This window comes from Trinickia sp. Y13 (assembly GCF_029522115.1).
GTDB lineage: Bacteria > Pseudomonadota > Gammaproteobacteria > Burkholderiales > Burkholderiaceae > Trinickia.
Genome location: NZ_JAKWFK010000008.1, coordinates 227,317 through 251,510, shown reverse-complemented (window position 1 = coordinate 251,510; position 24,194 = coordinate 227,317). Strand labels below are relative to the sequence as shown.

Genomic DNA, 24,194 nt, shown 5'->3' with positions numbered 1-24,194 from the left:
GCAGCCTTAAGCGCGACTGCATCGAGCGGCGGCGATCGAATCGCTTGCGGTTGTCCTTCGATCGGGCCGCTTCTGCGCCTGTGTCGGGCGTACGGTTCAGACGGCGATGACGCAGTTGCGTCCGTGCGTCTTCGCTCGCTTCAAGCGCTCGTCGGCTGTGCGCATGACGGCATCGCCCGTCGTGCCGTCGGGCCCGAATTGGGCGATGCCGACGCTCGCGGTGACCGAGAATCGTTCGACCCCGCCCTCGAAGTGCAACGACTGAATCGACGTGCGAATGCGCTCCCCTACCATGAGCGCCGTATCGAGCGCGGCATGGGGCAGCATCGCCATGAACTCGCCCCCGCCAACCCGCGCGAGACCTTGATACGGCCGCATCGCTTCCATGCATGTGGCCGTGGCGGCTTTCAGGATTTCATCGCCCTTGCGTTCGCCGAAACGTTCATTGATACGCTGCAAATTGTCGATGTCGAGCGCGAGCAGTGAGAATGCCGTGCCGCCTCGCCTAGCCGCGACGGCTTCGGCCTCGAGGCGCTCGACGAACGCGCGCCGGTTGGTTGCGCCGGTCAGCGGATCGATGGCCGCGAGCGATTCGAGCTTTTGATTGCTGCGTTGCAGCTCTTGCAACGCGCCCTCGGTGCGCGTCATTTCTTGTTGCAGGCGGGCCAAGAGATCGGCTTGGCTGTAAATCGTCGAAAACGAACGAGTGGTGTGAAAGGCCTGAACGATGCCGTAGCTGAGCAAGAAGAAGCCGCCCGCGAAAATGGCGTGGGCCAGCCACCACATGTGATTCCACGGTTTTCCGAGAATGAAGGCGAGTGAAGACAACGCGAACGCCATCACGGAAATACCGAAGATTTGCATGAGCGGCGAGTGAATTCTGCGCGCGACCAAACAGGCCACATTGAGCAGCGAAATCGCCAATGCGCCGCCTTCGAGCGATAGCCGCACTGCCAGCGCCCCGGCGATTGCCGAATTCGCGAGCACGGCGACCAAGAGATCGACGACGACGAATGCAACCATCCACATCCCCCACAGCCATCGATCCGTGCGCCGATCGACGGAGTCGGTGCGCGCCTCGTAGGACAGCAGGCCGATGAACAGCAGGATCGCCATCACGAGACGCGAGGCTGGCCCGTACAGCAGGAACAGCCACATATGGCGGTGCGCGAGGGGCGTGAATGCGCCATGCGGCGCATAGACCAGTACGAACCCCGTGAAGCCGAGCGTCAACCAGCGCAAGAGCGGTTCGCCCGAGAGGCGATAGCATTGCCAGCTCACGTAGCTGACGAACGCGCCTTCGAGCGTCGCGGCCGCAATGGCGAATTCATGAAACGTATGACTTTCGAACAACAGCCGAGGGTCTTGGAAATAGTAGAGATAGGCGATCAGGTAGCCAGGCAGCAGCGCAAACGCTGCTAGGAGAAAGTTCGCGTACCAGCCGGTGATGCGGCGAACTGACGGCAGGGTATCGTCGGACGGCGTCGTTGTTATGCTCATCGCTTGTCTCCACGCAGAGGGATCGGCCCGCCTGCGCATTCTACGGAAGATTTGCGCCGAGCACGAGCCGGGCCTGTCGCCGGATGCAAGCTTTTACTGCTCGATCTTTGCGTCCGTAAGAAGGCGGTCTGCGAACAGGCGAATGGCGTCGTCCAGTCGTTCGGCCTCCATCTGCCGCCGAAGCGATGCGGCCACCTGGGCGAATGCGGTGGGCGCTTGCCCGGCACCGGAGGGCGGTAGCGCGTGCGCACGAGCCAGTGCGCTGTAACGTGCGCGCACCTGTGCCTCGGTCACGGCGGCCGGGCGCACGCCGTGCATGACGTACGACCTGATTTCAGGCGTCGAACATGCGGGCATGCCGCCCGACTGCGCGGCGAAGCCCTGGCCTGGCGGTCTTCGCTGCGCTTGCCGCGCCGCTTGTCGAAGCAACTCGCAAGCAATCAAGCGCTGTTTGAATTCGCGTTGCTCTGCCGCAGTGCCGGATCGCTGCGCTGCCGCCAAGGCGGCGTCGAGCGCGCTGCGCGTCACTGGGACGCCGTTAACCGTGGCCACCGTCCCCTGCGGCGCCGCACCCGCCGCCGGTACCGTGCTCGCCACGATGCCGAGCGATGCGCCGGCAGCCGCGACGGCCCCGACGAACCCTGTTTTTATGTATGCGACATGTTCGATCATGATTCCGAGCCAAGACATTGTCCGCCCGCGAATCTATCAGCCGGCACGGCGTTACGGACCTGCCAAAGCTGCTAGCTTCGTGCGCGCTAGCACAATGTGGCGCGCAAGCGCCTCAACGCGGCATGGGAGAGACGCCGCTCACGCGTGGCTCGGCATTGCGATCGCCCTCGCGCAACGTCACTTTCCATTCGGTCGCGCGGTTTTCGTTGGCGCCGCTGGCCTCGCGAAGTGTTTCGCGCTGAAACGGCACGCGTGCCAAAGCGCTCGCGACGAGCGCGTCGATGGCAACCGCGGCGCGCGGTTCGCGATCGCGCTTGGTCGCGCTCACGGCATAGACTTCCCGCCCATCGTCGCGATCGAAGAACCGCAGGGTGAGCGAATGTGCGTAGGTCTTCATGCCCGGCCAGGGAAAGCCCGGGGCGCGCAACGGCGGCGGCGCGCCGCACGGGCTCGTCTCGGCGCAATGTGCATCGAGCACGGCGACGGACGCAGGATGCGTGTCGTGCGAGAGCGCGACGCGATAGTGGGCGGACGGAGCCGGCGCGGCGACAAACCCGACCTGCGCGAGCCGCCCAGCGACGGCAGCTTCCCAGCGCGCTGCGTCGGGATCGACGACGCCCTGCAGACTCTCCGCAAACGCGTACGTGTGCTCGCCTGGGTTGAACCCCGGCGCGGCGCGCACGCGCACGGCCGTCTCCGTCCCCGCGCATCCTGTCAGCACGGCCGCGCAAGCCGCCAGCAGCAATATCGGTCTCATGTTCGATCGAATGTTTGTGTAGTCATTGTCGTCACGGGTCCGGCTGGGCGCGCCGCGGCGCCGGACAGCGGGCCCCCATTCAAATTTCGCCGTCCCACTGCGGCACCGACACGGTGACGACCGTCCCGCGCCCGAGCTCGCTCTCCACTTTCACCTCGCCTTCATGGCGCGTGATCACGGTCTTGACGAGCGCCATGCCGAGTCCCGCGCCCTGCGAGTGCGGCTGGCCCGGCACCCGGAAGCGGCGGAAGCGCTCGAACATATGAGCGCGCGCCTCTTCGGCCATGCCGTAGCCTTGATCGGCGATGCGGCAGTCGATGCGCCCCGGTGCGCCTGGCGCCAAACTCATCTGAACGACCGTATCGTTCGGGCTGTACTTGACGGCGTTGTTCAGCAGGTTCGTGATCGCCCGCGTCATCAGCGAGCGGTCGGCGCGAATCCAGTGCGCTTCCGAGTCGAACCGCGTCTCGATGCGGATCCGCTTGGCGCGGGCCTGCGGCCAGATCTCGTCGCTCGCATCGAGCGCGACGTCGACAAGGTTCACGGGTTCGAAATCGTAGGCTTGCGATTCCGCGCGTGTCAGTTGCACGAAATCGTCGGCCAACGTCAGCGCGCGCCGCGTGTAGCGCTCGATGTGCTGCAATAGCGTGCGCATGCGGTCGGAAGTCGTCGAGGCGATCTCTTCTTCGATCAACGCGAGCACCGATGCGTGCGGCGAGCGCATGTCGTGAGACAACAGCCTCAATGCATCTTCCCGCGCTTGTTCGGCGGTATGAAGCGCCGTCACTTCCACTAGGCCGACCACCCAGTATCCCGACACTTCGCCGCGCGCGTTGCGGCACCTGGCATAGCGCAATAGGTAGTCGCGGCCGATGCGGTCGCGCACTTCGATACCGCGTTTGACGGCCCACACGCGGCGCATATCGGTCGGGTCGAGCACCGCCGGCCAATGCGCTTGAAGCTCGGTGTCGGTAGCACCCTCCGGACCGATCGTCTTGACGAACGTGAGTTCCCCAAGGGCGTGGATCAGTGCGCGACCCTCGGGCGCGGGGCTGCCCATGCGCGCGAAATAGTTACGCGCCGCTTTGTTCGCGACGCACACGAGACCTTGGCTATCGGCGATCAGAATCGGCTCGGGCAAGCTATTGAGGCAATCCCAGACGAACCGCTTCATATCTCGTACGCGATCGGCCGCTTGCTCGACGAGTGCGATATGCCGCTCGAGCGCATCGCCGCGCGCCCCACGCGGCTGCGCCGAGAGGTTGGGCAAAATGTCCGCATCGTCGGCTAGCCGCTGAAGCTCGCGTTGCAAGCGCCACATCGTCATTTCCAGCCTGCGCCAGCTCCACAACGGATAGACGATCAGCAATGTGACCAAGGCCGGTGTCGGGGAGATCCAGACATAACCGCGTTCTAGCATGACGGCGCTGAGCGTGATCGAAACGACGCCCAAGCCGAAGGTCATGACGAGCGTTCGCCACGGCGAAAAGAACAGGAAACCCGCGAGCAAAATGGCCAGCACGGTCAACGATAGGGCAAAGAGCCAAGTCGAATCCATCTGATGGATCGCGCGCCCCGTCAACAACGCGCTGAGCACATTGGCGTGAAGCAAGGTATCGGAAGTCGGGCCCCACCGCCCCGATAGGGGCGTCGCCAAATGCGTGTATAGGCCCGAGGCCGTCAACCCGACGAATACGACTTTGCCGCGCAATGCGCCGGAAGGGACGTTGCCTGCGAGCAATTGCCCGGCAGAGAAGTAATCCTCCTGCGGCAGCCGCGCCGAGAACGGAACGAGTATGCGTGTTCCCGCGCGTTCGAACGCCTCGTCGGAAGCCCCGACGACCGTCGCCATCGATTCGCTGCGATCGGTGCGGTAACGCCCATCTGCGATCCCGATCTTGCCGCTACGAATGTCGTTGAACAACGGCACGACGATGTAAGGCCAACTCGCTCCCCCAGCGCTCTCTTGCAAAGAAACGCCGCGTACGATGCCGTCCGGATCGGGCTCGACATCGATATGCCCGCTGGCCGCTGCCGCCGCGGCGAACCGGGGCAACGGGCGGACGACTTCCGCGCCGCCGCGCGGATTCACGAACAACGGTAAATAAGTGGGCGCCGCGTGCAGCGCCCGAGCCAGCTCGTCGTCTCCCGTGGCGGGCTCCGTCAGCAGCACGTCATAGACGATGGCCGCCGCGCCTGCGCGCGCCACGGCATCGATCAAGCGAGCTTGCAAATCGCGCGGCCACGGCCAACGCCCATGCTGCGACACGCTTTCGTCGTTGATGCTGACGATCGCGATATCGCGGGCGAGCGGTTGCGTATGAAACGTCAGCAGCCGATCGTAGAGGAGCCGATCGAGGTTGGCGGCGATTTGCCCGTAGACGCAGGCCGAGACGATCGCAACTCCAAGGCTGCCGATGACGAGCCATTCGCACACGAAGCGTTGCCAAACGCTGAGCGCCGGCCGCCATTTCGACCGATGCTGGGACGGCGTGGCGAGCGTCTGCTCATGCGTCATTCTCACTTTCCTCAATGAGCCAGTGTGAATTCGCGCACCGGGCCAATCGTCTGGTAAAAGCGCCCATGTTCGTATTGCTCGGCGGTCACGCACCAGTAGTAATCGCCGGGCGGCAATCGTGAAACAACGAGCGACGTGGTTGTCAAATCCACTGCGTCGACCACGGGGTCGCGCAGATCTCGATAGTGCGAAAGCACTAGGCGGAACCGCGTGCCGGCGCCGGTTTCGGCGCGCGAGGCTCGCCAAAGGAACCGGTATTCATGCAAGCCGTTGGTCGGCGCGGCGGTGGCGTGGACCTCGTTCTCACGGCGCTCGAACGCATAGATGCGGGGCAGCCCTTCCAGGCCATGATGATCGATCGCGGATACGCGCACGAAGTAGGTGCCGTCGGGCACGTCCGTGAACCCGGCCGTCGGCGCTTGCACGCGCGTCTCGCGGATCACGTCGAGCAAATCGGCGTCACGCGCGATCTGCACGCGATACGCTTGCGCGCCGGCTTGCGGCTCGAGATCGAAGGAAACGGCTTTGGCGTCTTGCACCTTCGCGGGATCGACGAGGGCCGGTGCGGGCAGCAACGGCAAAGGCGCGCCGATGTCCCCGCCGAGGGGCGTGGCGCTGCCCTCACCCGCCGCGATCAATTGCGCTGCGCTGGCGGGACGGTTCACTTCGGGCCGAGCGGCATCTTTGGCCGCACCGAGTGCGACTTTGCCGTCGAGCACCTCGATTGCCGTCATCGAAGGCGACATCTGGACGCGAAAGTGTGTCCCGCGCACGCCGGCGACGATCGACGGCGTGCGTATTTCGAAGCGGTCTGCGCTCTGTTTGGCGTGCGTCACCTCGGTGCTGACCTCGCCCTGCTCGAGTTCGATCACGCGGTCGTTGATGTCGGTCAGCGCCATCTTGCGCAGGATCGACAGCACGATGCTGGTGTTGGGCGTAAGACTTACATACGAGCCATCGGCAAGTTCGAGCGTTGCAAAGCCGTTGGGGCCAGTGCTGACCGCATCGTTTTCGCCGAGCACCCGCCCGACGAGCAGCGGCACCGCGGGCGCCAGCGCGACGCGAAGCCGCGTGCCGCGGCTTCGGACCGTCACTGGACCGCTCGTTGCAATGACGTTCACCGGCATTGCATCGCGGCGCAGCAAAGCGAGCGGCAAGCGCAACGCCACGCCGGCAGGCAGCCGCCGTGGTGCGCTGACGTGATTCAGACCCGCCAACTCCCGCCACCCGCGCACATCGCTCAAATAGCGCTGCGCGACTTCATAGAGCGTATCCCCTGCCGCGGTAACGTAAGTGGCCGTCTTGTTCGCATCGATCGTCTGCGCTTGCAAGGGCAATGAAAATATCAGGGAAAGCGCTATGCCGGCCAACGCCACGAGCGAACGCGATCGACGCGAAAGACGTCCGCCGTTGTCGATATCGAATGTTTCGCCGGTCAAGGCTGCGCAAGAGACGGCTAATCGGCTGTGCATCGTCGTATCTATCAATGCTCCGTTGTTTTTTTACGAAACAGCGCTTGCGCTGAGCCATGAGGCGGCCTCGGAATCGACGCCTCTTCGAGTATTCCCTGCGCAATGGTGGACTTGCTGGTGGACATGCGCTGCCAGCCCGCGAGCTTAACGAATTTCGCGTCGCTTTGCATCGAATTCGTTCATGTCGTGAGCGCAGTGCCGCATGCGAACACGTTATGGGGCCGCGCCGATAGACAAATGCGGCGAGCAAAAGCGATTGCAAACAAATGTCAATCGCCGTTCGCGCTGCGCCGGCCCCAATCCACACTTTGGTAAAAACGCTACAATTCGAACGAAAAAGCGTGCCGCACGAATCTTTCTCGCTTCAGAGGCAAACGTCATTCATCCATTCGAGACCAGTACGAAATGAAGATCGCTTATTTGGAAGACGACGACATTCTCGCGGAACATATGGAGTCGATCTTGACTTCGAACGGTCACGAATGCGACGTGTTTCGCGATGGCAGTCAGCTCATCCGCCGATTAAAACGCGAGCGTTACGATTTGCTGCTGCTCGATTGGAGTGTTCCCGGGGTCACGGGGCACCAGGTGACGATCTGGGCGCGCGCCAATTTGACCGAACGAATTCCTATCCTGTTCATGACGAGCCGCTCGCTCGAAGCGGACATCGTCACCGCACTCTCGTCTGGCGCCGACGATTACATGGTCAAACCGATCGGAAACTCCGAGTTGCTCGCGCGCATCGATGCGCTCGGCCGCCGGGCCTATCCCGGCGCGGCTGCTACGCAGACCGTGATCGAGGTGGGCCGCTATCGCATCGATGCGGTCGGTCGCACGTGCTTCTTGCGCGATGCGCCTATCGAGCTGACCGGTCGCGAATTCGATCTTGTGTTGCTGCTTTTCCAACATGTGGGACGAGTCCTGTCGCGCGAATATATCGGCGGCACACTTTGGGGGCAGCCGCAAAATGCGATTTCTCGAACGCTCGACACGCACATGTCGCGCGTACGGTCGAAGTTGCAGTTGAGGCCCGAGCACGGGGTCAGACTCATGCCGGTCTATGGACATGGTTATCGGCTCGAAATGGTGTCGGATGCAGCGCAGGAAGCGGAACCGGGCGGCCAGCCGCGCGCGAGCCACGCATGAATGCGAAGCGCCCGCCCGGGACTGAAAACCGCTTCGCTCCCTTATTTGGGTATATCGGTTTGCTCCGTGCGCGCGAACCGATATCTCCTTTGAGCTTCGACTAGCTTATCCAAGCGCTAAATTGGGTTCGGCTGCGCGCAGAGCCGGATTCATTGCGCTCTATGGACGCGGGCCTTCCCGCTGGTCGCCCCGGCGATTTCCCTGCCCTCGCAAAAACAAGTCTGAAGTTTCGGCGTCGCGCGCCGTAATAGCGGTTATCAGCGCGATGACGGCGTCATTGCGGCTTCCACGTTTTTTGCGAGTGTCGCATATGGATGCTCCCCCAGTTTCCGAAGAAGACACACCGTGCGTGCCGGCGCTTGCGCCGTCGCGCAAGTTGATGCAGCGCCGCTTTGCGCGCGTGAAACTGCAGACGCTGCTCTTGATTGCATCGCTCTGGTTCGCGCTCGGCGCGCTAACGATTTGGGACGCGAACGCCGAGATGCGCAGCGCGCGCTCCGGTGCGACGGCGCTCGCCGATGCGCTCACCGCCCACACCGTGCGCGTCATGCGCGAAGCGGAACAAGTCGCCGCGCTCGTTTCCTGGCAAGTGCAAAACGACGGCGTATCCATTCCGCTCGCTTACTACGTCAGTTCCGGCTTGCTCAAGCTTGATGTGTTCGTGCAGGTGGCCGTCATCGATTCGCATGGGTACTTGCGGGCCTCCACCATCCCCGGCTTCAAGCCGATCGACTTGTCCGATCGAGAGCACTTTCGCATTCATTTGAATAACCCCAGCAACGCTTTGATGATCGGACGGCCGGTGATCGGCCGCGCGAGCGGCAAGCCTTCGCTGCAACTATCGCAACGCATCAGTTCCCTCGACGGGCGCTTTCTCGGGGTCGTCGTCGTCTCGGTCGATCCGACTTACTTCACCGAGTTATACAACGGTCTGCGCATCGGCGCGGACGGCGTCGTTGCAGTCGTCGGCACGCGGGACTATATCGTTCGCGCGTTGCGCTCGGGTCGCAACCAAGCGGTCGGCGCGACCCTGCCCGCACACGATCCGCTGCGGCAGGCGCTCGAACGTTCGCCGTCGGGCAACTTGCGCACGGCTTCGTTCATCGACAGCCGCGACGCTGTCATCAGCTATCGCACGCTGAAGGGCTATCCGCTCGCCGTCGTCGTCGGCTATTCGACCGCCGAGTTTCTTGCGGCATGGCGCACACGCAGCTTCTTGTTGTTGGCTGCCGCGGTCATGCTCACCGTGCTGATCGTCGCGGCGGAACGCCGCACGAAGGCGTTGCTCTCGAATTTAGCCGCAGCGCACGATCGAGAAATCGCCAAGGGCGAGCAACTCGAACAGGCGCGTAGCGACGCCGAAGCCGGATCGCGTGCGAAAAGCGCGTTCCTCGCGACCATGAGCCACGAAATTCGCACGCCGATGAACGGCGTCGTGGGCATGACCGAGGTATTGATGCGCTCGTCGCTATCGGCCGATCAGAAGGAAATGGTTTGCACGATTCGCGATTGCGCTTCGGCCCTGCTCAAGATCATCGACGACATTCTCGATTTCTCGAAGATCGAAGCCGGCAAGCTGCAAATCGATCGAGTGCCGACGTCGATCGAAGAAGTCGTCGATGGGCTGTCGACCTCGCTCGTCACCGTGGCCGATGCACGCGGCGTCGCCTTGCGCACCTACGTTTCGACGCAACTGCCGCCGACCGCGATGTTCGACGACACGCGTCTGCGCGAAATTCTCTACAACCTCGTCGGCAACGCGATCAAGTTCTCCGCGGGCCGGCACGGCGTGCAAGGACAGGTGGCGCTGCGTGCGACGTTCGTGCAAGGCGCGCCTGCGCAAGTGCGCTTCGAGATCGGCGACAACGGTATCGGCATGACGGCCGACACCCTTGGAAAATTGTTCCAGCCGTTCAGCCAAGCCGAGGCGTCGACGACCCGGCGTTTCGGCGGCACCGGCCTCGGACTTGCGATCTGCCGCCGTCTCGTCGCGATGATGGGCGGGGAGATGTCCGTGCAAAGCGAGCCGGGCCGCGGATCGACCTTCACGGTTTTGCTGCCGCTCGAGCCGGTCGACGGCGGCACACCGCGCCAGACGGCCGACCTGTCCGGCCTGTCGTGCATCGTCGTCGCGTCGCCCGACTGGCGCTGTGAAGACGCGGCCGAGTACTTGCGCCACGCAGGCGCGCAGGTCGAGATCGCGGCCGACCTTCAGGACGCCCGACAAGCGCATGCACGCTCGATTGGGTCGTGCGTGCTCGTTCACGACGAACGCTGCACCGTCGAAGCCGTCGCGCCTGGCGGGTCGCGTGCGGCCTCGATGCTGCTCGGCGACGTGCAAATCGCCGCGTCGCGCAGCTTGGCTTTGATGACGCGAACGGGCGGTACCGTGACGCTCGGCGCGCAAGCGCTGCGCCGTCGGCTGCTCGTCGACGCGGTCGCGCTCGCGGCCGGCCGCGCCCATGGCGATATGCTTGCCGGCGCCGAGCAAGCGGATGAAGCCCGCACGCACAGCGTCGCCGATGGCGTCATGCTGCTCGTCGCCGAAGACGACGAGATCAATCGGCGGGTGATATCGCGGCAACTGGCGCTGCTCGGCTACGCGGCCGATATGGCCGTGGACGGCGAGCAAGCACTGGAAATGTGGCGCGCCAAGCCCTATACGCTCGTGTTGACCGATTTGCACATGCCTCGGCGCGACGGCTACGAGCTCGCGCAGGCCATCCGCGCCGAGGAGGCGCAAGAGGCGCGCGCGCGCGTGCCGGTGGTGGCGCTCACCGCCAATGCGATCACCGGCGAAGCCAATCGCGCCAAGGCGCTTGGCATCGACGATTACCTGACGAAGCCGCTCAAGCTGAACTTGCTCGAGCAAGCCCTCGTCCAATGGACGGCCGAACGCCGCCGCGACGCCCAAGCGCCGACCTCGCCTGCCGCCGCGGCGCCGGAGCGCGGCGCGGCGCCCGCTGCCGCCCATGGCGGTCACGATGCGGCTGCGGCGGTTGCCGAGGCGCCACGAGCAAGCGGGCCCGACGAGGCTGACGAGGCTCGCGCTATCGACGAACGAGCCGATACAGTTGTGGATATAGGCGTGCTCAAGAGCATCGTCGGCGACGATCGCGAGACGGTGCAAGCGTTGCTGATGGAGTACATCGAATGCTCGGCGGAACTGGCCGAGCAGTTGCACGGGCACTTGGCGAACGGCCGCGCTGGCGAAGCCGCATCCGTCGCGCATAAGTTGAAGTCGTCTTCGCGTTCGATCGGCGCACTGCCGCTCGGCGAGCTTTGCGCAGAAATCGAAGCGGCGGCATCGAAAGGCGATGCCGCCGGTTTCGAGCAATTAGGCGCGCAATTTAACGCGTCCTACCGGCGTGCGATTGAAATCGCTCGCGGTATCGCCATGACGATCGATATCGAGCGTTAGTGCCCTCTCCCGCAAGTTCCTTTGATATGCAATCGCCCATTTGACCGCCATGCGGCGTCGCTCGTCGTTGCCATAGCTACGGCTATGGCACCTCCTCGCTCCTTGCCTGACGGCCAAATGGACCATTTCATTTATCAAAGAACTGACGGGAGAGGACACTAGGCGCCGTCGGCGGCCGGAAAAACTTACGAGAAAGGACGCGCAGTTTTACCGTCCGCCGTGGGCTCACGGCCCCCGACTCGCAGCCCGCGTTCTGGGGCGCTCGTGAGTCGGCGCTGTGCATCGGCGCCGTTAGCCGCCCGAACCGCTCAGTGGCTCACCCGAAACTGTTCGGGGTCTTTGCCCTTCAACCAGCGAGGACGCGGTCCGCGGCCACCCCACGTTTCGCCGGTTTCCGGATGCCGAAAGCGCGGGGCGATATTCTGCGCGGCCCGCGCTTTCCGGCGCGTGCCAAATACGTCGTCCGGCGTAAATCCGAATGCAGCGATAGTCTCGCGAATCGTTGCGAGGGCGGCATCCGCTTCCTCTTTGCGCGCCTGCTCAATTTCTGCATCGAGTGCTTGTTTTCTTGCTAGTAATTCCTTGTACGTCGTCACGGACTTATTCCTCCATACGGTTAATCGATAAGCGCTTGGGCTCCGCCGCTCGGGCCTGGACAAGACGCTCCAGTCTTCGGAACGGCGCAATTGCGCACACACTGCCGTGCTCATAGGCATTAGGCGGCAGAGCAATGAGCAATGCCCGTGCCTGCTCCGTTGGAGCCAAATGTAAATTGCCCGGTCAATTGCGCTATGGCAAAAATACCCTACTATCCGCCCGGCATGATCGAGCCGCGACAAGCGAGTCGATTTACCGCGCGGGTAGCCCTGGACGGGCCGCGCAGCAACGATTCGGATGTTGCTCGAGCGCAGGCCTCAGTGCTTGACGACGCCGCCAGCGCCAGCGTCGTCGATGTCGGGCGCCTCCACGATCGCGAGCGGGAGCGTGGCGATCAACATGAAGCCCTGCCCGGGCGCTGTTTGGATCGTCAGTTCGCCACCCAGGCGTGCGGCGCGCTCGCGCATGCCGATCAGCCCGAACGACTTCCGGCTGCGGCGCGCCTCGCGCAGCGCCCCCCGCCCGTTATCACGGATCTTGACGATGCAAAACGGCTCTTCGCGCACGATCTCCACGCTCGCTTCGCTGGCGCCCGAGTGCCGAGCGACATTGGTCAATCCTTCCTGAACCATGCGGAACACTTCCGTGCCGCTGTCGCGATTGAAAGCGACTTCATTCGTGTTGTATTGCGCGTTCACCGCGATGCCATGCCGCGCCGAGAACTCGTGAATGAACCAATCGATGGCGGGAATGGGGCCGAGGTCGTCGAGCATGACCGGGCGCAAGTCGGCCGCAATGCGTCGTACCGAGCCGACGAGCTGATCGATCAATCCGTAGATGTCGCGCAACGCTCCCGCCGACGTTTCATCGATCTTGTCTTCGATGGTCCGTTCGAACCGGGCCATGTCGATCTTCAGCGCGGTGAGCAATTGGCCCAGATCGTCGTGCAACTCGCGAGCGATGCGCGTTTTCTCTTCCTCGCGAATATGCTCGATATTCGCCGAAAGACGCTGAAGGTCCTCACGCGACTCGCGCAGCGCCTCGTTCGCGCGGCGCCGGTCGGTGACATCCAAAATCCACCCAACCATGCGATAGGCGACGCCCGATGCATCCCAGAGCGCTTGGGCGCGCGATTGGATCCACTGGTATTCGCCGGAGCGCGTGCGCACGCGATACTCGATATCGTAAGGGCGGTGATCTTCGATGTGCGCCTTGAGCGCACGCATGACGCGTTCGCTATCGTCCGGGTGAACGATGTCGTAATGCGCCCGCATTTCATTTGCCAATTCATCCTCATCATGACCGACAATCTCGCGAAAATGCGGCGACAAGTACAGTTCGTCCGTGCGCGGGTTCCAATCCCAAAGCCCCGCGCTTGCACCGTTGACGGCCAATTGAAACCGCTCTTCGCTTGCGGCGAGCGCGGTCAGCGCACGGTGGCGCTCGATGGCGTACCTTATCGCGCGGCTGAGCAGCCCCGCTTGGATTTCGCGCTTCAGTAGGTAGTCCTGAGCACCTTCTTGAATCGCAACGAGGCCGACGGAGATGTCGGCCAGCCCCGTCAGCACGAGCACGGGCGTATCCGGCGCGACGTGCTTGAAGCGCCGGAAGGTATCGATGCCGTTGCTGTCGGGCAGGCCCAGGTCGAGCAAGACGACATCGAAGGGCGTGTCCTGGGCCTGTGCAAGCGCGTCCTCGAGCGCTTCCACGTGCGATAGGCAATGGTCGAAGTCGGTGATATCGGCCAGCGCTTCGCCGATGAGCAGCGCGTCGGTCGGGCTGTCCTCTACCACCAGGACGTTGACGGAAGCAGGCGTATTCAAGAGCGTACCGGCGGTAGAGTGACGACGCCAAACCAAAATTCGTTGATGCTGCGCACGACGTCGATGAACTTCGAGAAATCGACCGGCTTCGTGATGAAGCAATTCGCGTGAAGGCAATACGACTTCATCACGTCCTCCTCCGACTTCGATGTCGTCAGCACGACCACCGGAATGTTGCGCAACTCTGGGTCCTGCTTGAGCTCGAACAGCACTTCGCGCCCGCTCATGCGCGGCAGATTGAGGTCGAGGATGATGAGTCCCGGCCGCGTCGGCTCGCGACCGGCGTATTTGCCGCGGCCTTTGAGGTAATCCATGGCGTCTACGCCATCGTCGACGATATCGAGCGGATTGAGCACTTTGTATTGCTCCATCGCTTCGCGCGTCAACATGACGTCCGTGGGGCTGTCCTCGACGAGGAGGATATGAACGAGGTTACCGCTGCCGTCGCGTAGCACGATCATTGGCTCCTAGTCGCAATGCGTTAGCCCGCGGCTGCACGGGGGACGGTGAAATAGAACGTCGTGCCTTCGCCCGGCGTCGATTCCACCCAGATTTTGCCGCCATGATGTTCGACGATACGTTTGCACAGCGCGAGCCCGAGTCCCGTTCCCGGATATTCCCGGCGTGTATGCAAGCGCTGAAAAATGACGAAGATCCGCTCGAAGTATTGTTCGGAGATCCCGATGCCGTTGTCCGCCACTAAAAATCGCCATTCGCGGCCGAGCGGTTCGGCTCGAACCCGTATCACCGGTGTGCGCTCCTTGCTGCGGAATTTGATTGCATTGCCAATGAGGTTTTGAAAAAGCAGCGCCAATTGCGACGAAATGGCCTGTACGACAGGCAATGCCTCGTGCTCGATTTGCGCGCCGGTTTCGTCGATGACGACCGCTAGGTTTTTGAGGGCGAACTCGAGCGCCTGCTCGGCTGGAACCGGTTGCTTCGGATCTTCGAGGCGGCCGACGCGCGAGTAGCTGAGCAAATCGTCGATCAGCGTCTGCATTCGTGTGGCGCCGTCGACGGCGTGCCCGATGAACTCGTCGGCGCGCGCGTCGAGTTGACCTTGATAGCGCCGCTGCAACAACTGCAAGGGTCCGGCGACAGCGCGCAGCGGCTCCTGCAGATCGTGCGAGGCGACGTACGCGAATTGCTCGAGGTCGCGGTTCGAGCGCGCGAGCTCTTCCGTGCGCTGCCGTATCTGGCGCTCGGCACGCTCGCGTTCGGTCACGTCATGCAAGACGAGTACGGAGCCGACCAGCCTGCCTTCCGGGTCGAACGTCGGCGCACCGTTCGCGTCGACGTGCGTGCGCTGGCCGTCCCGGCCCACGAGCACGACGCCGCTCGAATGATCGACGCTGCGCCGCTCCCGCATCGCCGTGATGGCCGGGTTCTCGGCCACGCTGTCGTCCGACGTGCGCTCTAATCTCAAGATATCGCCGACTGGGCGGCCAAGCGCCTCCTCGCCGCGCCACCCGCTCAGCGCCTGCGCGACCCGATTGAAGAACGTGACGCGCCCTTCGATGTCCGTCGCGACTACGCCATCGCCGATGCTAGCGAGCGTCACCTCGAGCAACTCCTTTTGGTCGAACAACGAGCGGGCCGATTCGGCTAAATCGCGCAGCAAGCGCCGCGCCACGTAGCCGAACGAGGCATAAACGAGCAGGGTCAATACGCCGGATGCCAATCCAGACAGCACCGCCAAATCACGTATGCGGCGGGCGTTCGCTTGGCGCGCCGCGAGTTGCTCGTCGACATGGTCTTCCATCTCGGCAACGGTCGCCCGGGCTTGGTCCATAAAGGCTTTGCCGGTGTCGGTCATGATGATGGCCTGCGCCGCCTCGAACCCTTGCGTGCGCCGCATGTCGATGACCTTGGCCAGTTCCTGGTGCTTGCGGTCCATCAGCGCCCGCAACTTTGCGAGCCGTTGTTCTTGCCGCCCGTCACCTTTGAGCAGCGACGAAAGACGATCGAACTCGCGTGCGATCCGCGGCGCCGCGTCGCTGTAGGGTTCCAGGTATTCGTCACGCCCCGTGATCACGAAACCGCGCTGGCCCGTCTCGGCATCGCGCGCCAATGCAAGCAATTGCCCGAGGCTCGAACGGATTTCGTTCGAATGTTGAACCTGAGCCTCGCTGTCGTACAGGCTCATGGTGCCAAATGCGCCGATCCCGGCGGTAATCAGCATCAGGACGGCAATCAGGGGCAAGCCCCACCCGACCCAACTCGATGCGGTGCTGCTGAACCGTTTGACGGCTTTATCCATGTCCCTCGCCTCGAACTCGCAAGCTCGGCTCGTCTATACGTTACAAGATAGGCAATTCCGCTGAAGAATCGAGCGACAAATCGTATTCGGCGCCAATGTGTTTTCAACGCGCAGCGGTGGTGCAAGCGGCGTGCTCAGCGGCGGGCGGCCTTGGTTTGGCGATAATCGGTCGGTCGAGCGCCCGTCCACTTGCGAAAAGCACGATGGAACGCGCTCGGCTCGGCGAAGCCCAGCGCTTCGGCGATGTCGGCAATGGTTCGGTCACCGCTTTGTAAGGCGGCGATGGCCATGTCGCGTCGAAGCGCGTCTTTGATCGACTGATACGTTTCTCCTTCGCGCTTGAGCCTGCGCCGCATCGTCGCTTCGGCCAGGCCCAGTTCGACGGCGAGCGTATCCGCGCCGGGCCACGCCTCGATCGGGCGCGTGCGCAGCGCGCGCCGCACGCGCGCACCGAGCGAATCGGGGTTGCGGTACTTGACGATGAAGCTCGCGGGCGCATTGCGCAGAAACGTTTTCAGCGAGTTCGCCGTTTGGATGACCGGTAGTTCCAAGAATGCCGGTGCGAGGTCGACGTAGGAGTCGCGTTCGCCGAAGCGCAGATCGTCGCAAAACATCGAGCGGTACTCGTGCCCGGCAGCGGGCTCGGCGCAACTGAAGCGCGCCGCGCGCACCGCAATGCGCCGCCCGACCAGCCAACATACGACGCCGTACACGAGGATGAAGTGCGTCGCGTAGGCGAACATCTCCTTCTCGCGCACGCCTTCGCGCAGCCGGTACACCAGGCGCACGCGTTCAGGCGTCGCGTCGACTTGCGCAGCGAGGTCGTCCAACACGAGCCGCATGAATCCAGTCGTGCGTGCGATCGCCTGTGCGCCGTTGCGTGCGGTCAGCGCCGCTTGGCACATCGCGATGAAGCTGCCGCTGCGCATCGGGTGCGAATCCTGACCGAAGAACTCGTCGTCGAGCCCGCGCCCGATCGCATTCCACAATGCGCCGTATTGCGCCGAGGAGACGCGCGCTTGCGCTGCTGCGAGCAACTGTGGCGAGATGCCTGCTTGCTCGAGCATCGGCGATGGATCGACGCCGCAGCGCTTCACGCATCGCACGGCTTCTTCGACGAGACTGACGGCAATGGTCCCTTTTTCTTTGTCCATATCTTGTTCTGAAGGCCTGCCGGCGCGCACAGCCGCCTCGTGGCAAATGCGCTCACGGCGAATGAGCGGCCTGAGCATCGAAAGCGGCAGCCGCTGTGCCTACACTTCGTCGCATGCCGGCCGCGCACTCTTGCTCTTGCGTGCATCGAGCCGGAGAGTGTAATGCCGGCGCAAGGTCTCGCCAAGGCCGGGGCGCTCGCGCCCATGGTCGCGCTGCGTTGCGATGCTTGGCCGTTCGTTGCCCATGCGGGTGCGATGGCCGAACGCGAACCGAATCGATTTCATGCCTCTCGAACGATTGACTGCCACTGCGATGGACGAGCTTTATACCGACGAACAAAGAATGATTCGCGATGCCGCGCGCGAGTTCGCGACGCAGTGCTTGGCGCCGCATGCGGCCGAGTGGGATCGTGACGGCGCCCTGCCCGCGCACATCGTTCGCCAGATGGGCGAGTTGGGGCTGCTCGGCATGATGGTGCCGCCCGAACTCGGCGGCACTTATACCGACTACATTGCCTATGCGCTAGCCCTCGAGGAAATCGCGGCCGGTTGCGCGGCTTGCGCGACGCTGATGAGCGTCCACAATTCGGTCGGCTGCGGTCCGATCTTGAAGTTCGGCACGCCCGAGCAACAAGCGCGCTGGCTGCAGGAGCTTGCGCTCGGCAAGACGATCGGCGCATTCTGCCTGACGGAGCCGCAAGCGGGTTCCGAAGCGAACAACTTGAAAACGCGCGCCGTCCTCACCGATGGGCGATGGGTCATCAACGGCAGCAAACAATTCGTCACGAACGGCGGGCGCGCCGGCGTGGCGATCGTATTCGCCGTCACGGACCCGGAGCTAGGAAAGCGCGGTTTGTCGGCTTTCATCGTGCCGACGGATACGGCCGGTTTCTCGGTCGGCCGCCCTGAAAACAAGCTAGGAATTCGTGCGTCCGACACCTGTCCGATCACGCTAGAAGATTGCGCCGTGCCTGAGGAGAACCTGCTCGGCGCCCGCGGCGAAGGGCTCAAGATCGCTTTATCGAATCTGGAAGGCGGCCGGATCGGGATTGCCGCGCAAGCCGTTGGTATCGCGCGCGCCGCTTTCGACGCAGCCAGGGCCTATGCGGGCGACCGGATCCAGTTCGGCAAGGCGATCAAGGACCATCAGGCGATCGCCCACATGCTCGCCGACATGGCCACGCGCCTGAATGCGGCGCGGCTGCTCGTCCATCACGCGGCACGGCTGCGCAGCGCGGGCAAACCTTGCTTGTCGGAAGCTTCTCAGGCGAAGCTGTACGCCTCCGAAGTGGCGGAAGAAGTGTGCTCGAAGGCGATCCAAATCCACGGCGGCTATGGCTACCTCGCCGACTACCCGGTCGAGCGCCACTACCGCGACGCGCGCATCACACAAATCTACGAAGGGACGAGCGAAGTCCAGCGAATGGTGATTGCTCGGCATTTGTAACGGGGTGATGTCGCATCTGCATGCGGCGCTACCCGTCGTGGCGGCATTGCCGGCCTCATGGCGGCCGATACCGCCATTCTCGCTCGGCGTATAGCGCGATCGCTTCGGCAACCGATCCGCGTCCGACAACGGTCGAACGCTTCGCCTAGACGAGCGCTCCGATCAGCGCCTGGGCCTGCGGCCACGCGCCATAGCCCGCCGCCGGATTCAAATGCCCAACGGCGCCGACGTTCACGAACCGGCTACCCCATGAATGCGCGAATGCCTCGACTCGGTCGAGCGCCGCAAGCGGATCGTTGGTGCTGCCCGCGACGATGCTCGGAAACGGCAAGCGCTCTCGCGGTATCGGCAGCCAGCCATGCCGTGCCAGCGTCTCCTGAGTGGGATAGCCTTCCGGCATCGGTGTTTCGAGATCGGCCGGCGCGGCGAGCAACGCTCCGTGTATCGGGCGGCGGTGGCAGCGGGCCCAGTGCACGGCAATCATGACGCCCGCGCTGTGAGCCGCCAGAATGACAGGGCCTTCGATTTGCGCGAGTGCCGCATCGAGCGCCGCGACGCGCACGGCGCAACTGAGCTTGTCGCGTTCGAGCGGAGGCACGCGGCGCGACCCAGGCGTCATCCGTTCGAGATGGGTTTGCCAATGGTCCTCGACGTGATCGCGCAAGCCGGGAACGATGAGGAGCGTCGGGGTTTCGAGAGCGTTCATGCGCTGTCATCCAAGCAAATGCATCATCGACGAGCCGCCGCTGCGCGTTCCAGCTTCGCGAGGCGCGCCAGATCGCTCGAGTAATACCGTTTACCGATGGCAAACACCAGTGTGGCGGCGAGCGCGGCGAATGGGATCGCCTGCAACGCGCCCAGCAGACCGATGCGATCGGCGATCATGCCCGTCACGAGCGGACCGGGGGCGAGACCAAGCAGGTTGTTGACGAGCGTGAGCGTGCCGAACGCAGACGCGTGAATGGCTTCTGGCGTGAGTCGTGCGACCATCGCTCCCGCCGGGCCCGAGGTACCGGCGACGAAGAACACGCCGGCGCCGATCACGGCGAGTTGCGCGGGGCCGGCGTGCAGATGGAAGCCGACCGTGAGCAGGACGAAGGAACTCAGCGAATAGGCGATCGCCGACACCCACTTGCGTATCGCGAAGGTCTGGCTGATCCGGTCGGTGACGATGCCGCACACGATCATCCCGGCGCCGCCCAGCAGCAGAAACGCCGCCGCGCCGACACCCGCCCGGTCGGGGGCGAGGCCGTAATAGCGATGCAGGAAGCTCGGCATCCACGCCAGCACGGCACCCATGATGAAGAGTTGCAGCGCGCTGCCAACATAGGCGCAAATCACGGATACCGTCGAGAACAGCCCCCGCAGCAGCGCGCCAAAGCTCGGGCGCGCCGCGGATTGGGCGATCAAGTTCGCGTCGCCATCCGTGCTCGCCCGTGATGCGCTGATCCGCCGCTCGGTCACGATCAGCCAATATGCGAGGACGAGAATGCACCCGAACACGGCCATTGCACCGAACGACCAGCGCCAGCCGAGACGCACGGCCACGATGCCGCCGAGCGACATGCCGAACACTGAGCCGAATGCGCCGCCTGCCATGAACGCGCCCGTGAGCGTAGCGCGCAGCGACGGCGGAAAGATGCTCAGCACGATGGCGAGGCCGACACTGCCGTAGGCGGCTTCGCCGACGCCGACGAACGCGCGCGCCAGCAGCATGTCGTCGTAATTGCGCGAGAGCGCGCAGGCCAACGTGGCAATGCTCCAGAGCGTGCCCATCAGAATAACGCTGCGCACGCGCCCCCAGCGGTCGGCCAGTACCGAAAGCGGAAAGGTCAGCACGCCGACCATCAGCGCGACGACGCCGCTGAGCGAGCCAAGCCGTGTGTCGGACAGATGCCACGTAGCTTTGAGCAGCGGGAACACGGCGTTCAGTACCTGTCGCGACATGTAGTCGGACAGGAGCAGGCCGAACGTCAGCGCGAAAACGATCCACGCATAGGCGTACGAGACCGAGGGCGAATCGATCGCGTCGCCCGATGCGGGTTTGGCGGTGTGCAGATACAAAGCCGTCTCCTCCGAAACGTCGCGTGGCGGTGTGTCCGCGCGCAGCCTTGCGCGGGACCGCTCGATGAATGTGTCACGGCGCTCGTTCGAGCGCCGCTGTCGCGACGAGTTGATCGGGTTGCAGTAGTGCGGCGGATCGGCAAAGGCGCCCCGCCGCGCCGGTTTTACGCCGCGCGTAGCGGCACGTTGAGCTGCCCCGCCCTGCGGTTCGGCGCCATGCCGAGCTTCGCGAGGGTCTCGTCGGCATCCCGGTACTGGACGCCGATCTTGTAGATCTCTCGGGCTTCCTTCCCGGTGGCGATCTCGCGGCCGAGTTCGTGCGCGATCCGCACCAGTTGCCCGATCTGCTGCACCGACGTCATCCGCCTTCCCTTCTGGTCGATGATCGTATCCTCGATCCCGCAGCGCGGGTGCAGGCCCATCGCCATTGCCATCGTATTGACCGGCAGCACGTTCTTCATCAACGATTCGAGCGTGATGCACGAGCCATCTGGGCAGCGACGGATGAATTCCATGAAGTTGTACGGGTTCGGTCCGTCGAAGCCGCCGCCAATGCCGACCCAGGTGACGTTGAGCGGACCATGATAGACGCCGCGCCGGATCAGGCGCTCGAGCGTCTCGAGCGAGTGCATGCCCGTGAGCTGGAAATGCGGCTGAATGTGCGCGCCCTGCAGGCGCTTCAGATGTTCCTCGACCCAGCGCGGACCGGCGGGGACGGTCATTTCCTTGTATGCCTCCCAATAGGCGGGCTCGCACAGCGACGTGTCGCCGATCTCGTCCTGGCGCATAAGCTCGGTGATGTTCATCTGCACCGTATTAATCGCGACGGTGACCTGATCCGGCTTCGGCGTTAGATCGGCGAGCATGTGCCGCGTGTCGTCCGACAGCCACTTGGCGGATTGCCCTTCATCTTCCGGGGCGAACGAAATCGATCCGCCTACCTGAATGATCATGTCCGGCACCGCTTCGCGCACGCCGGCGATCAGTTCGTTGAACTTCGACAAGCGCTTGGAGCCCTTGCCGTCGAGTTCGCGCACGTGCAAGTGCAGCACCGTGGCGCCCGCGCGATAGCAGTCGACGGCTTTTTGCACTTGTTCTTCCATGGTGACGGGGATGTCCTCCGGGAAATCCGCCGGCATCCATTCCGGGCCATAAGGTGCGACGGTGATGACAACCTTGTCCTGGTTTTCGGGGTGCAGCGAATCGTCTAGGAATTGCATGGTGTTCTCCGGTAAGGCGATGTGTCTGATGAGGTGACGGACAGCTCGGGTGGCTCGTGTGCTCAATACGGCACGTCGCCGACGATCGCGGCGCGTTCCATCTTGCGCGTGCACGGCGGGTAATCCATCACGGCATAGTGCTGGGTGCTGCGGTTGTCCCAGATCGCCACGCTGTTCGGCTTCCAGCGCCAACGCACTTGATATTCCGGGATATAGGCCTGGCTGATCAGGTAGCGCAACAGATCGCCGGCGCCGGGGTTCGCGTCCTGGCCGAAGCGCACGCGCTCGGGCGTGTGGTAGTTCGTGAAATGTGTCGTGAATGCATTGACGAACAGCACCTTCTCGCCCGTTTCCGGGTGCGTGCGCACGACCGGATGCTCGGCGTCCGGATACTGCGCCTTGAGCGCGAGGCGCTTCTCGATCGGCATCGCGGCGCCGAAGCTCGCCTCGATGCTGTGCCGGGCTCGCAGGCCGGCGATCTGCTGCTTCACGGCATCGGGCAAGTTTTCGTAGGCGAGCGCCATGTTCGCCCACATCGTGTCGCCGCCGACGCTGGGACACTCGACGCAGCGCAGCACACAACCGAACGGCGGCGCGGCGCGCCATGTCGCATCGGTGTGCCAGGCGTTCTCGTAACGCTCGTTCGGCTGCTCCGGCGACTTGTAGATGCGCACCAGCCCCGGATGCTCGGGATCGCTGCCAGCGACCGGATGGTCCTCCAGTTCGCCGAAGCGACGCGCGAAGGCGACGTGCTCGGCGCGCGTGAAGGTCTGCTCACGCAGAAACAGGACGCGATGCTCGAGCAGCGCGGCGCGGATCTCGGCAAAGAGCCCATCATCGCGCACGGCATCGGCGAGGTTCACGCCAATGACTTCCGCGCCGATCGAGCAAGTAAGCGGATCGATCCTCATGTCAGTCTCCCGAAATCATGAATACGGACGAGCCCGTGGTCTTGCCCCCTTCGAGATCGCGATGCGCCTGCGCGGCGTCCTTCAGGTCGTAACGCTGGTTGATCTCGATCCGGATGCGGCCAGCGGCAACGTGTCCGAACAGCTCGCCCGCGAGTTCCGCCTTCTCGGCCGGATCGGCGATGTAGTCGGCAAGCGCCGGGCGCGTGAGATAGAGCGACCCTTTCATCGCCAGCAACTGCGGGTTGAATGGCGGAATGGGGCCCGACGCCGTGCCGACGCAGACCATCAAGCCGCGGCGCTTGAGCGAATCGAGCGAGGTCTCGAAAGTGTCCTTGCCGACGCTGTCGAATACCACGTCGACGCCTTTGCCGTCCGTCAGCTCGCGCACGCGTTGGGCGACGTTCTCCTGTCGGTAGAGGACGACATGATCGCAGCCGTGGGCGCGCGCGACCGCCGCCTTGGCCTCGGTCGATACCGTGCCGATCACGTGCAGCCCGAGCAGCTTGGCCCACTGCGACACGATCAGGCCGACGCCGCCCGCCGCGGCATGCAGCAGAATGCTGTCGCCTTGCGCGAAGGGGTGGATGCGGCGCAGCAGGTAGGCCGCGGTCAGGCCGCGCATGGTCATGGCCGCCGCGGTCTCGCACGAGATGGCGTCGGGCAGCCTGATGAGCGGCGCGGCCGGAATGAGGCGCTCCGTACTGTATGCGCCCAACGTATTGAGAAAGCCGGTGTAGGTCACGCGATCGCCCACCGCCAGATGGGACACGCCGTCGCCGACGGCTTCGATCACCCCCGCCGCTTCCACGCCGAGACCGGAGGGAAGCGGTACGGGATAGAGTCCAGAACGGAAATAGGTATCGGCGAAGTTCAGGCCAACCGCCTGGTGGCGAATCCTGACCTCGCCGCGCCCTGGCTCGCCCACATCGACGCTTTCCCAGCGCAGCACTTCCGGGCCGCCGGCTTGATCAAAACGAATCGCGTGTGGCATTCATATCTCCAGTTGATGCTCGCAGGCGGCAGCGCCTGCCGTGAGGTGTTCGTGATGCAATGCTCGGGGGCACGCGGCCCGCGCGTTCGTCGCGCGCCGGCAACGCATGTCATGGTTTTCCCTCTTGTGAAACATCTACTGGAAAGTATCGTAGTGCCGTTTCCTTCCGGTTACCCCTCTCGCGAAGAGAGGGGCCGCCCGTCACCGAAGCGGGAGGCGCGTCCGTGATTCCTGGCCCACC

19 protein-coding genes are annotated in these 24,194 nt (G+C 63.8%); 3 read left to right on the top strand and 16 right to left on the bottom strand.

The window, feature by feature from the left end:
* Positions 1-96: 96 nt before the first annotated feature.
* The 5 genes from MMB74_RS16440 to MMB74_RS16420 all read right to left on the bottom strand — a co-directional run bounded on the left by MMB74_RS16440 (position 97) and on the right by MMB74_RS16420 (position 6,919).
* Positions 97-1,500 (bottom strand): GGDEF domain-containing protein, encoded by a 1,404-nt coding sequence (locus MMB74_RS16440; protein ID WP_277429712.1) that lies wholly within the window; start codon positions 1,498-1,500, stop codon positions 97-99.
* A 93-nt stretch (positions 1,501-1,593) separates the two neighbouring features.
* Positions 1,594-2,172: a hypothetical protein gene (locus MMB74_RS16435; protein WP_277429711.1), complete on the bottom strand. Its 579-nt coding sequence runs from the start codon at positions 2,170-2,172 to the stop codon at positions 1,594-1,596.
* A gap of 112 nt (positions 2,173-2,284) precedes the next feature.
* Complete coding sequence (locus tag MMB74_RS16430) at positions 2,285-2,929, bottom strand: DUF4136 domain-containing protein (protein WP_277429710.1); 645 nt, start codon at positions 2,927-2,929, stop codon at positions 2,285-2,287.
* Between the two features lie 79 nt (positions 2,930-3,008).
* The gene (locus MMB74_RS16425) at positions 3,009-5,447 is read right to left on the bottom strand and encodes a CHASE2 and HATPase_c domain-containing protein (protein ID WP_277429709.1); all 2,439 of its coding nucleotides are present in this window, start codon (positions 5,445-5,447) and stop codon (positions 3,009-3,011) included.
* 11 nt (positions 5,448-5,458) lie between these two features.
* Positions 5,459-6,919: a FecR domain-containing protein gene (locus tag MMB74_RS16420; protein ID WP_277429708.1), complete on the bottom strand. Its 1,461-nt coding sequence runs from the start codon at positions 6,917-6,919 to the stop codon at positions 5,459-5,461.
* Between the two features lie 405 nt (positions 6,920-7,324).
* Here MMB74_RS16420 and MMB74_RS16415 point away from each other — a divergent pair, with 405 nt between their 5' ends.
* Positions 7,325-8,065: a response regulator transcription factor gene (locus MMB74_RS16415; protein ID WP_277429707.1), complete on the top strand. Its 741-nt coding sequence runs from the start codon at positions 7,325-7,327 to the stop codon at positions 8,063-8,065.
* A gap of 310 nt (positions 8,066-8,375) precedes the next feature.
* Positions 8,376-11,486: an ATP-binding protein gene (locus MMB74_RS16410; protein ID WP_277429706.1), complete on the top strand. Its 3,111-nt coding sequence runs from the start codon at positions 8,376-8,378 to the stop codon at positions 11,484-11,486.
* A 308-nt stretch (positions 11,487-11,794) separates the two neighbouring features.
* Here MMB74_RS16410 and MMB74_RS16405 read toward each other — a convergent pair whose 3' ends face one another.
* From MMB74_RS16405 to MMB74_RS16380, 6 genes are all read right to left on the bottom strand, one after another.
* Complete coding sequence (locus MMB74_RS16405) at positions 11,795-12,082, bottom strand: H-NS histone family protein (RefSeq protein ID WP_277429705.1); 288 nt, start codon at positions 12,080-12,082, stop codon at positions 11,795-11,797.
* A gap of 318 nt (positions 12,083-12,400) precedes the next feature.
* Positions 12,401-13,906 (bottom strand): PAS domain-containing protein, encoded by a 1,506-nt coding sequence (locus MMB74_RS16400; protein ID WP_277429704.1) that lies wholly within the window; start codon positions 13,904-13,906, stop codon positions 12,401-12,403.
* The gene (locus MMB74_RS16395) at positions 13,903-14,361 is read right to left on the bottom strand and encodes a response regulator (protein WP_277429766.1); all 459 of its coding nucleotides are present in this window, start codon (positions 14,359-14,361) and stop codon (positions 13,903-13,905) included. The genes MMB74_RS16400 and MMB74_RS16395 overlap by 4 nt, the downstream gene beginning before the upstream one ends.
* Before the next feature lie 26 nt (positions 14,362-14,387).
* A complete protein-coding gene (locus MMB74_RS16390) occupies positions 14,388-16,166 on the bottom strand; it encodes a CHASE3 domain-containing protein (RefSeq protein ID WP_277429703.1) in 1,779 nt (592 codons plus the stop codon).
* 134 nt (positions 16,167-16,300) lie between these two features.
* Positions 16,301-17,398 carry an AraC family transcriptional regulator gene (locus tag MMB74_RS16385; protein WP_277429702.1) on the bottom strand — a complete coding sequence of 366 codons (1,098 nt, stop codon included), beginning with the start codon at positions 17,396-17,398 and terminating at the stop codon, positions 16,301-16,303.
* A gap of 21 nt (positions 17,399-17,419) precedes the next feature.
* Positions 17,420-17,605 carry a hypothetical protein gene (locus MMB74_RS16380; RefSeq protein ID WP_277429701.1) on the bottom strand — a complete coding sequence of 62 codons (186 nt, stop codon included), beginning with the start codon at positions 17,603-17,605 and terminating at the stop codon, positions 17,420-17,422.
* Positions 17,606-17,633: 28 nt separating this feature from the next.
* Between MMB74_RS16380 and MMB74_RS16375 the strand changes: the two genes are divergently transcribed.
* Positions 17,634-18,767 (top strand): acyl-CoA dehydrogenase family protein, encoded by a 1,134-nt coding sequence (locus MMB74_RS16375; RefSeq protein ID WP_277429765.1) that lies wholly within the window; start codon positions 17,634-17,636, stop codon positions 18,765-18,767.
* Positions 18,768-18,912: 145 nt separating this feature from the next.
* On the opposite strand, the gene MMB74_RS16370 is transcribed toward MMB74_RS16375, so the two are convergent.
* The 5 genes from MMB74_RS16370 to MMB74_RS16350 form a co-directional block, all read right to left on the bottom strand.
* Positions 18,913-19,473 (bottom strand): alpha/beta hydrolase, encoded by a 561-nt coding sequence (locus MMB74_RS16370; RefSeq protein WP_277429700.1) that lies wholly within the window; start codon positions 19,471-19,473, stop codon positions 18,913-18,915.
* Between the two features lie 23 nt (positions 19,474-19,496).
* Entirely contained in the window at positions 19,497-20,831 is a 1,335-nt protein-coding gene (locus MMB74_RS16365; RefSeq protein WP_277429699.1) for an MFS transporter, read from the bottom strand.
* A 164-nt stretch (positions 20,832-20,995) separates the two neighbouring features.
* A complete protein-coding gene (locus MMB74_RS16360) occupies positions 20,996-22,051 on the bottom strand; it encodes a 3-keto-5-aminohexanoate cleavage protein (protein WP_277429764.1) in 1,056 nt (351 codons plus the stop codon).
* 62 nt (positions 22,052-22,113) lie between these two features.
* Positions 22,114-22,962, bottom strand: coding sequence for a TauD/TfdA family dioxygenase (locus tag MMB74_RS16355; protein ID WP_277429698.1), 849 nt, complete (start codon positions 22,960-22,962; stop codon positions 22,114-22,116).
* A 1-nt stretch (position 22,963) separates the two neighbouring features.
* Positions 22,964-23,953, bottom strand: a complete 990-nt coding sequence (locus MMB74_RS16350; RefSeq protein ID WP_277429697.1) for a quinone oxidoreductase — start codon at positions 23,951-23,953, stop codon at positions 22,964-22,966.
* Between the last annotated feature and the right edge of the window lie 241 nt (positions 23,954-24,194).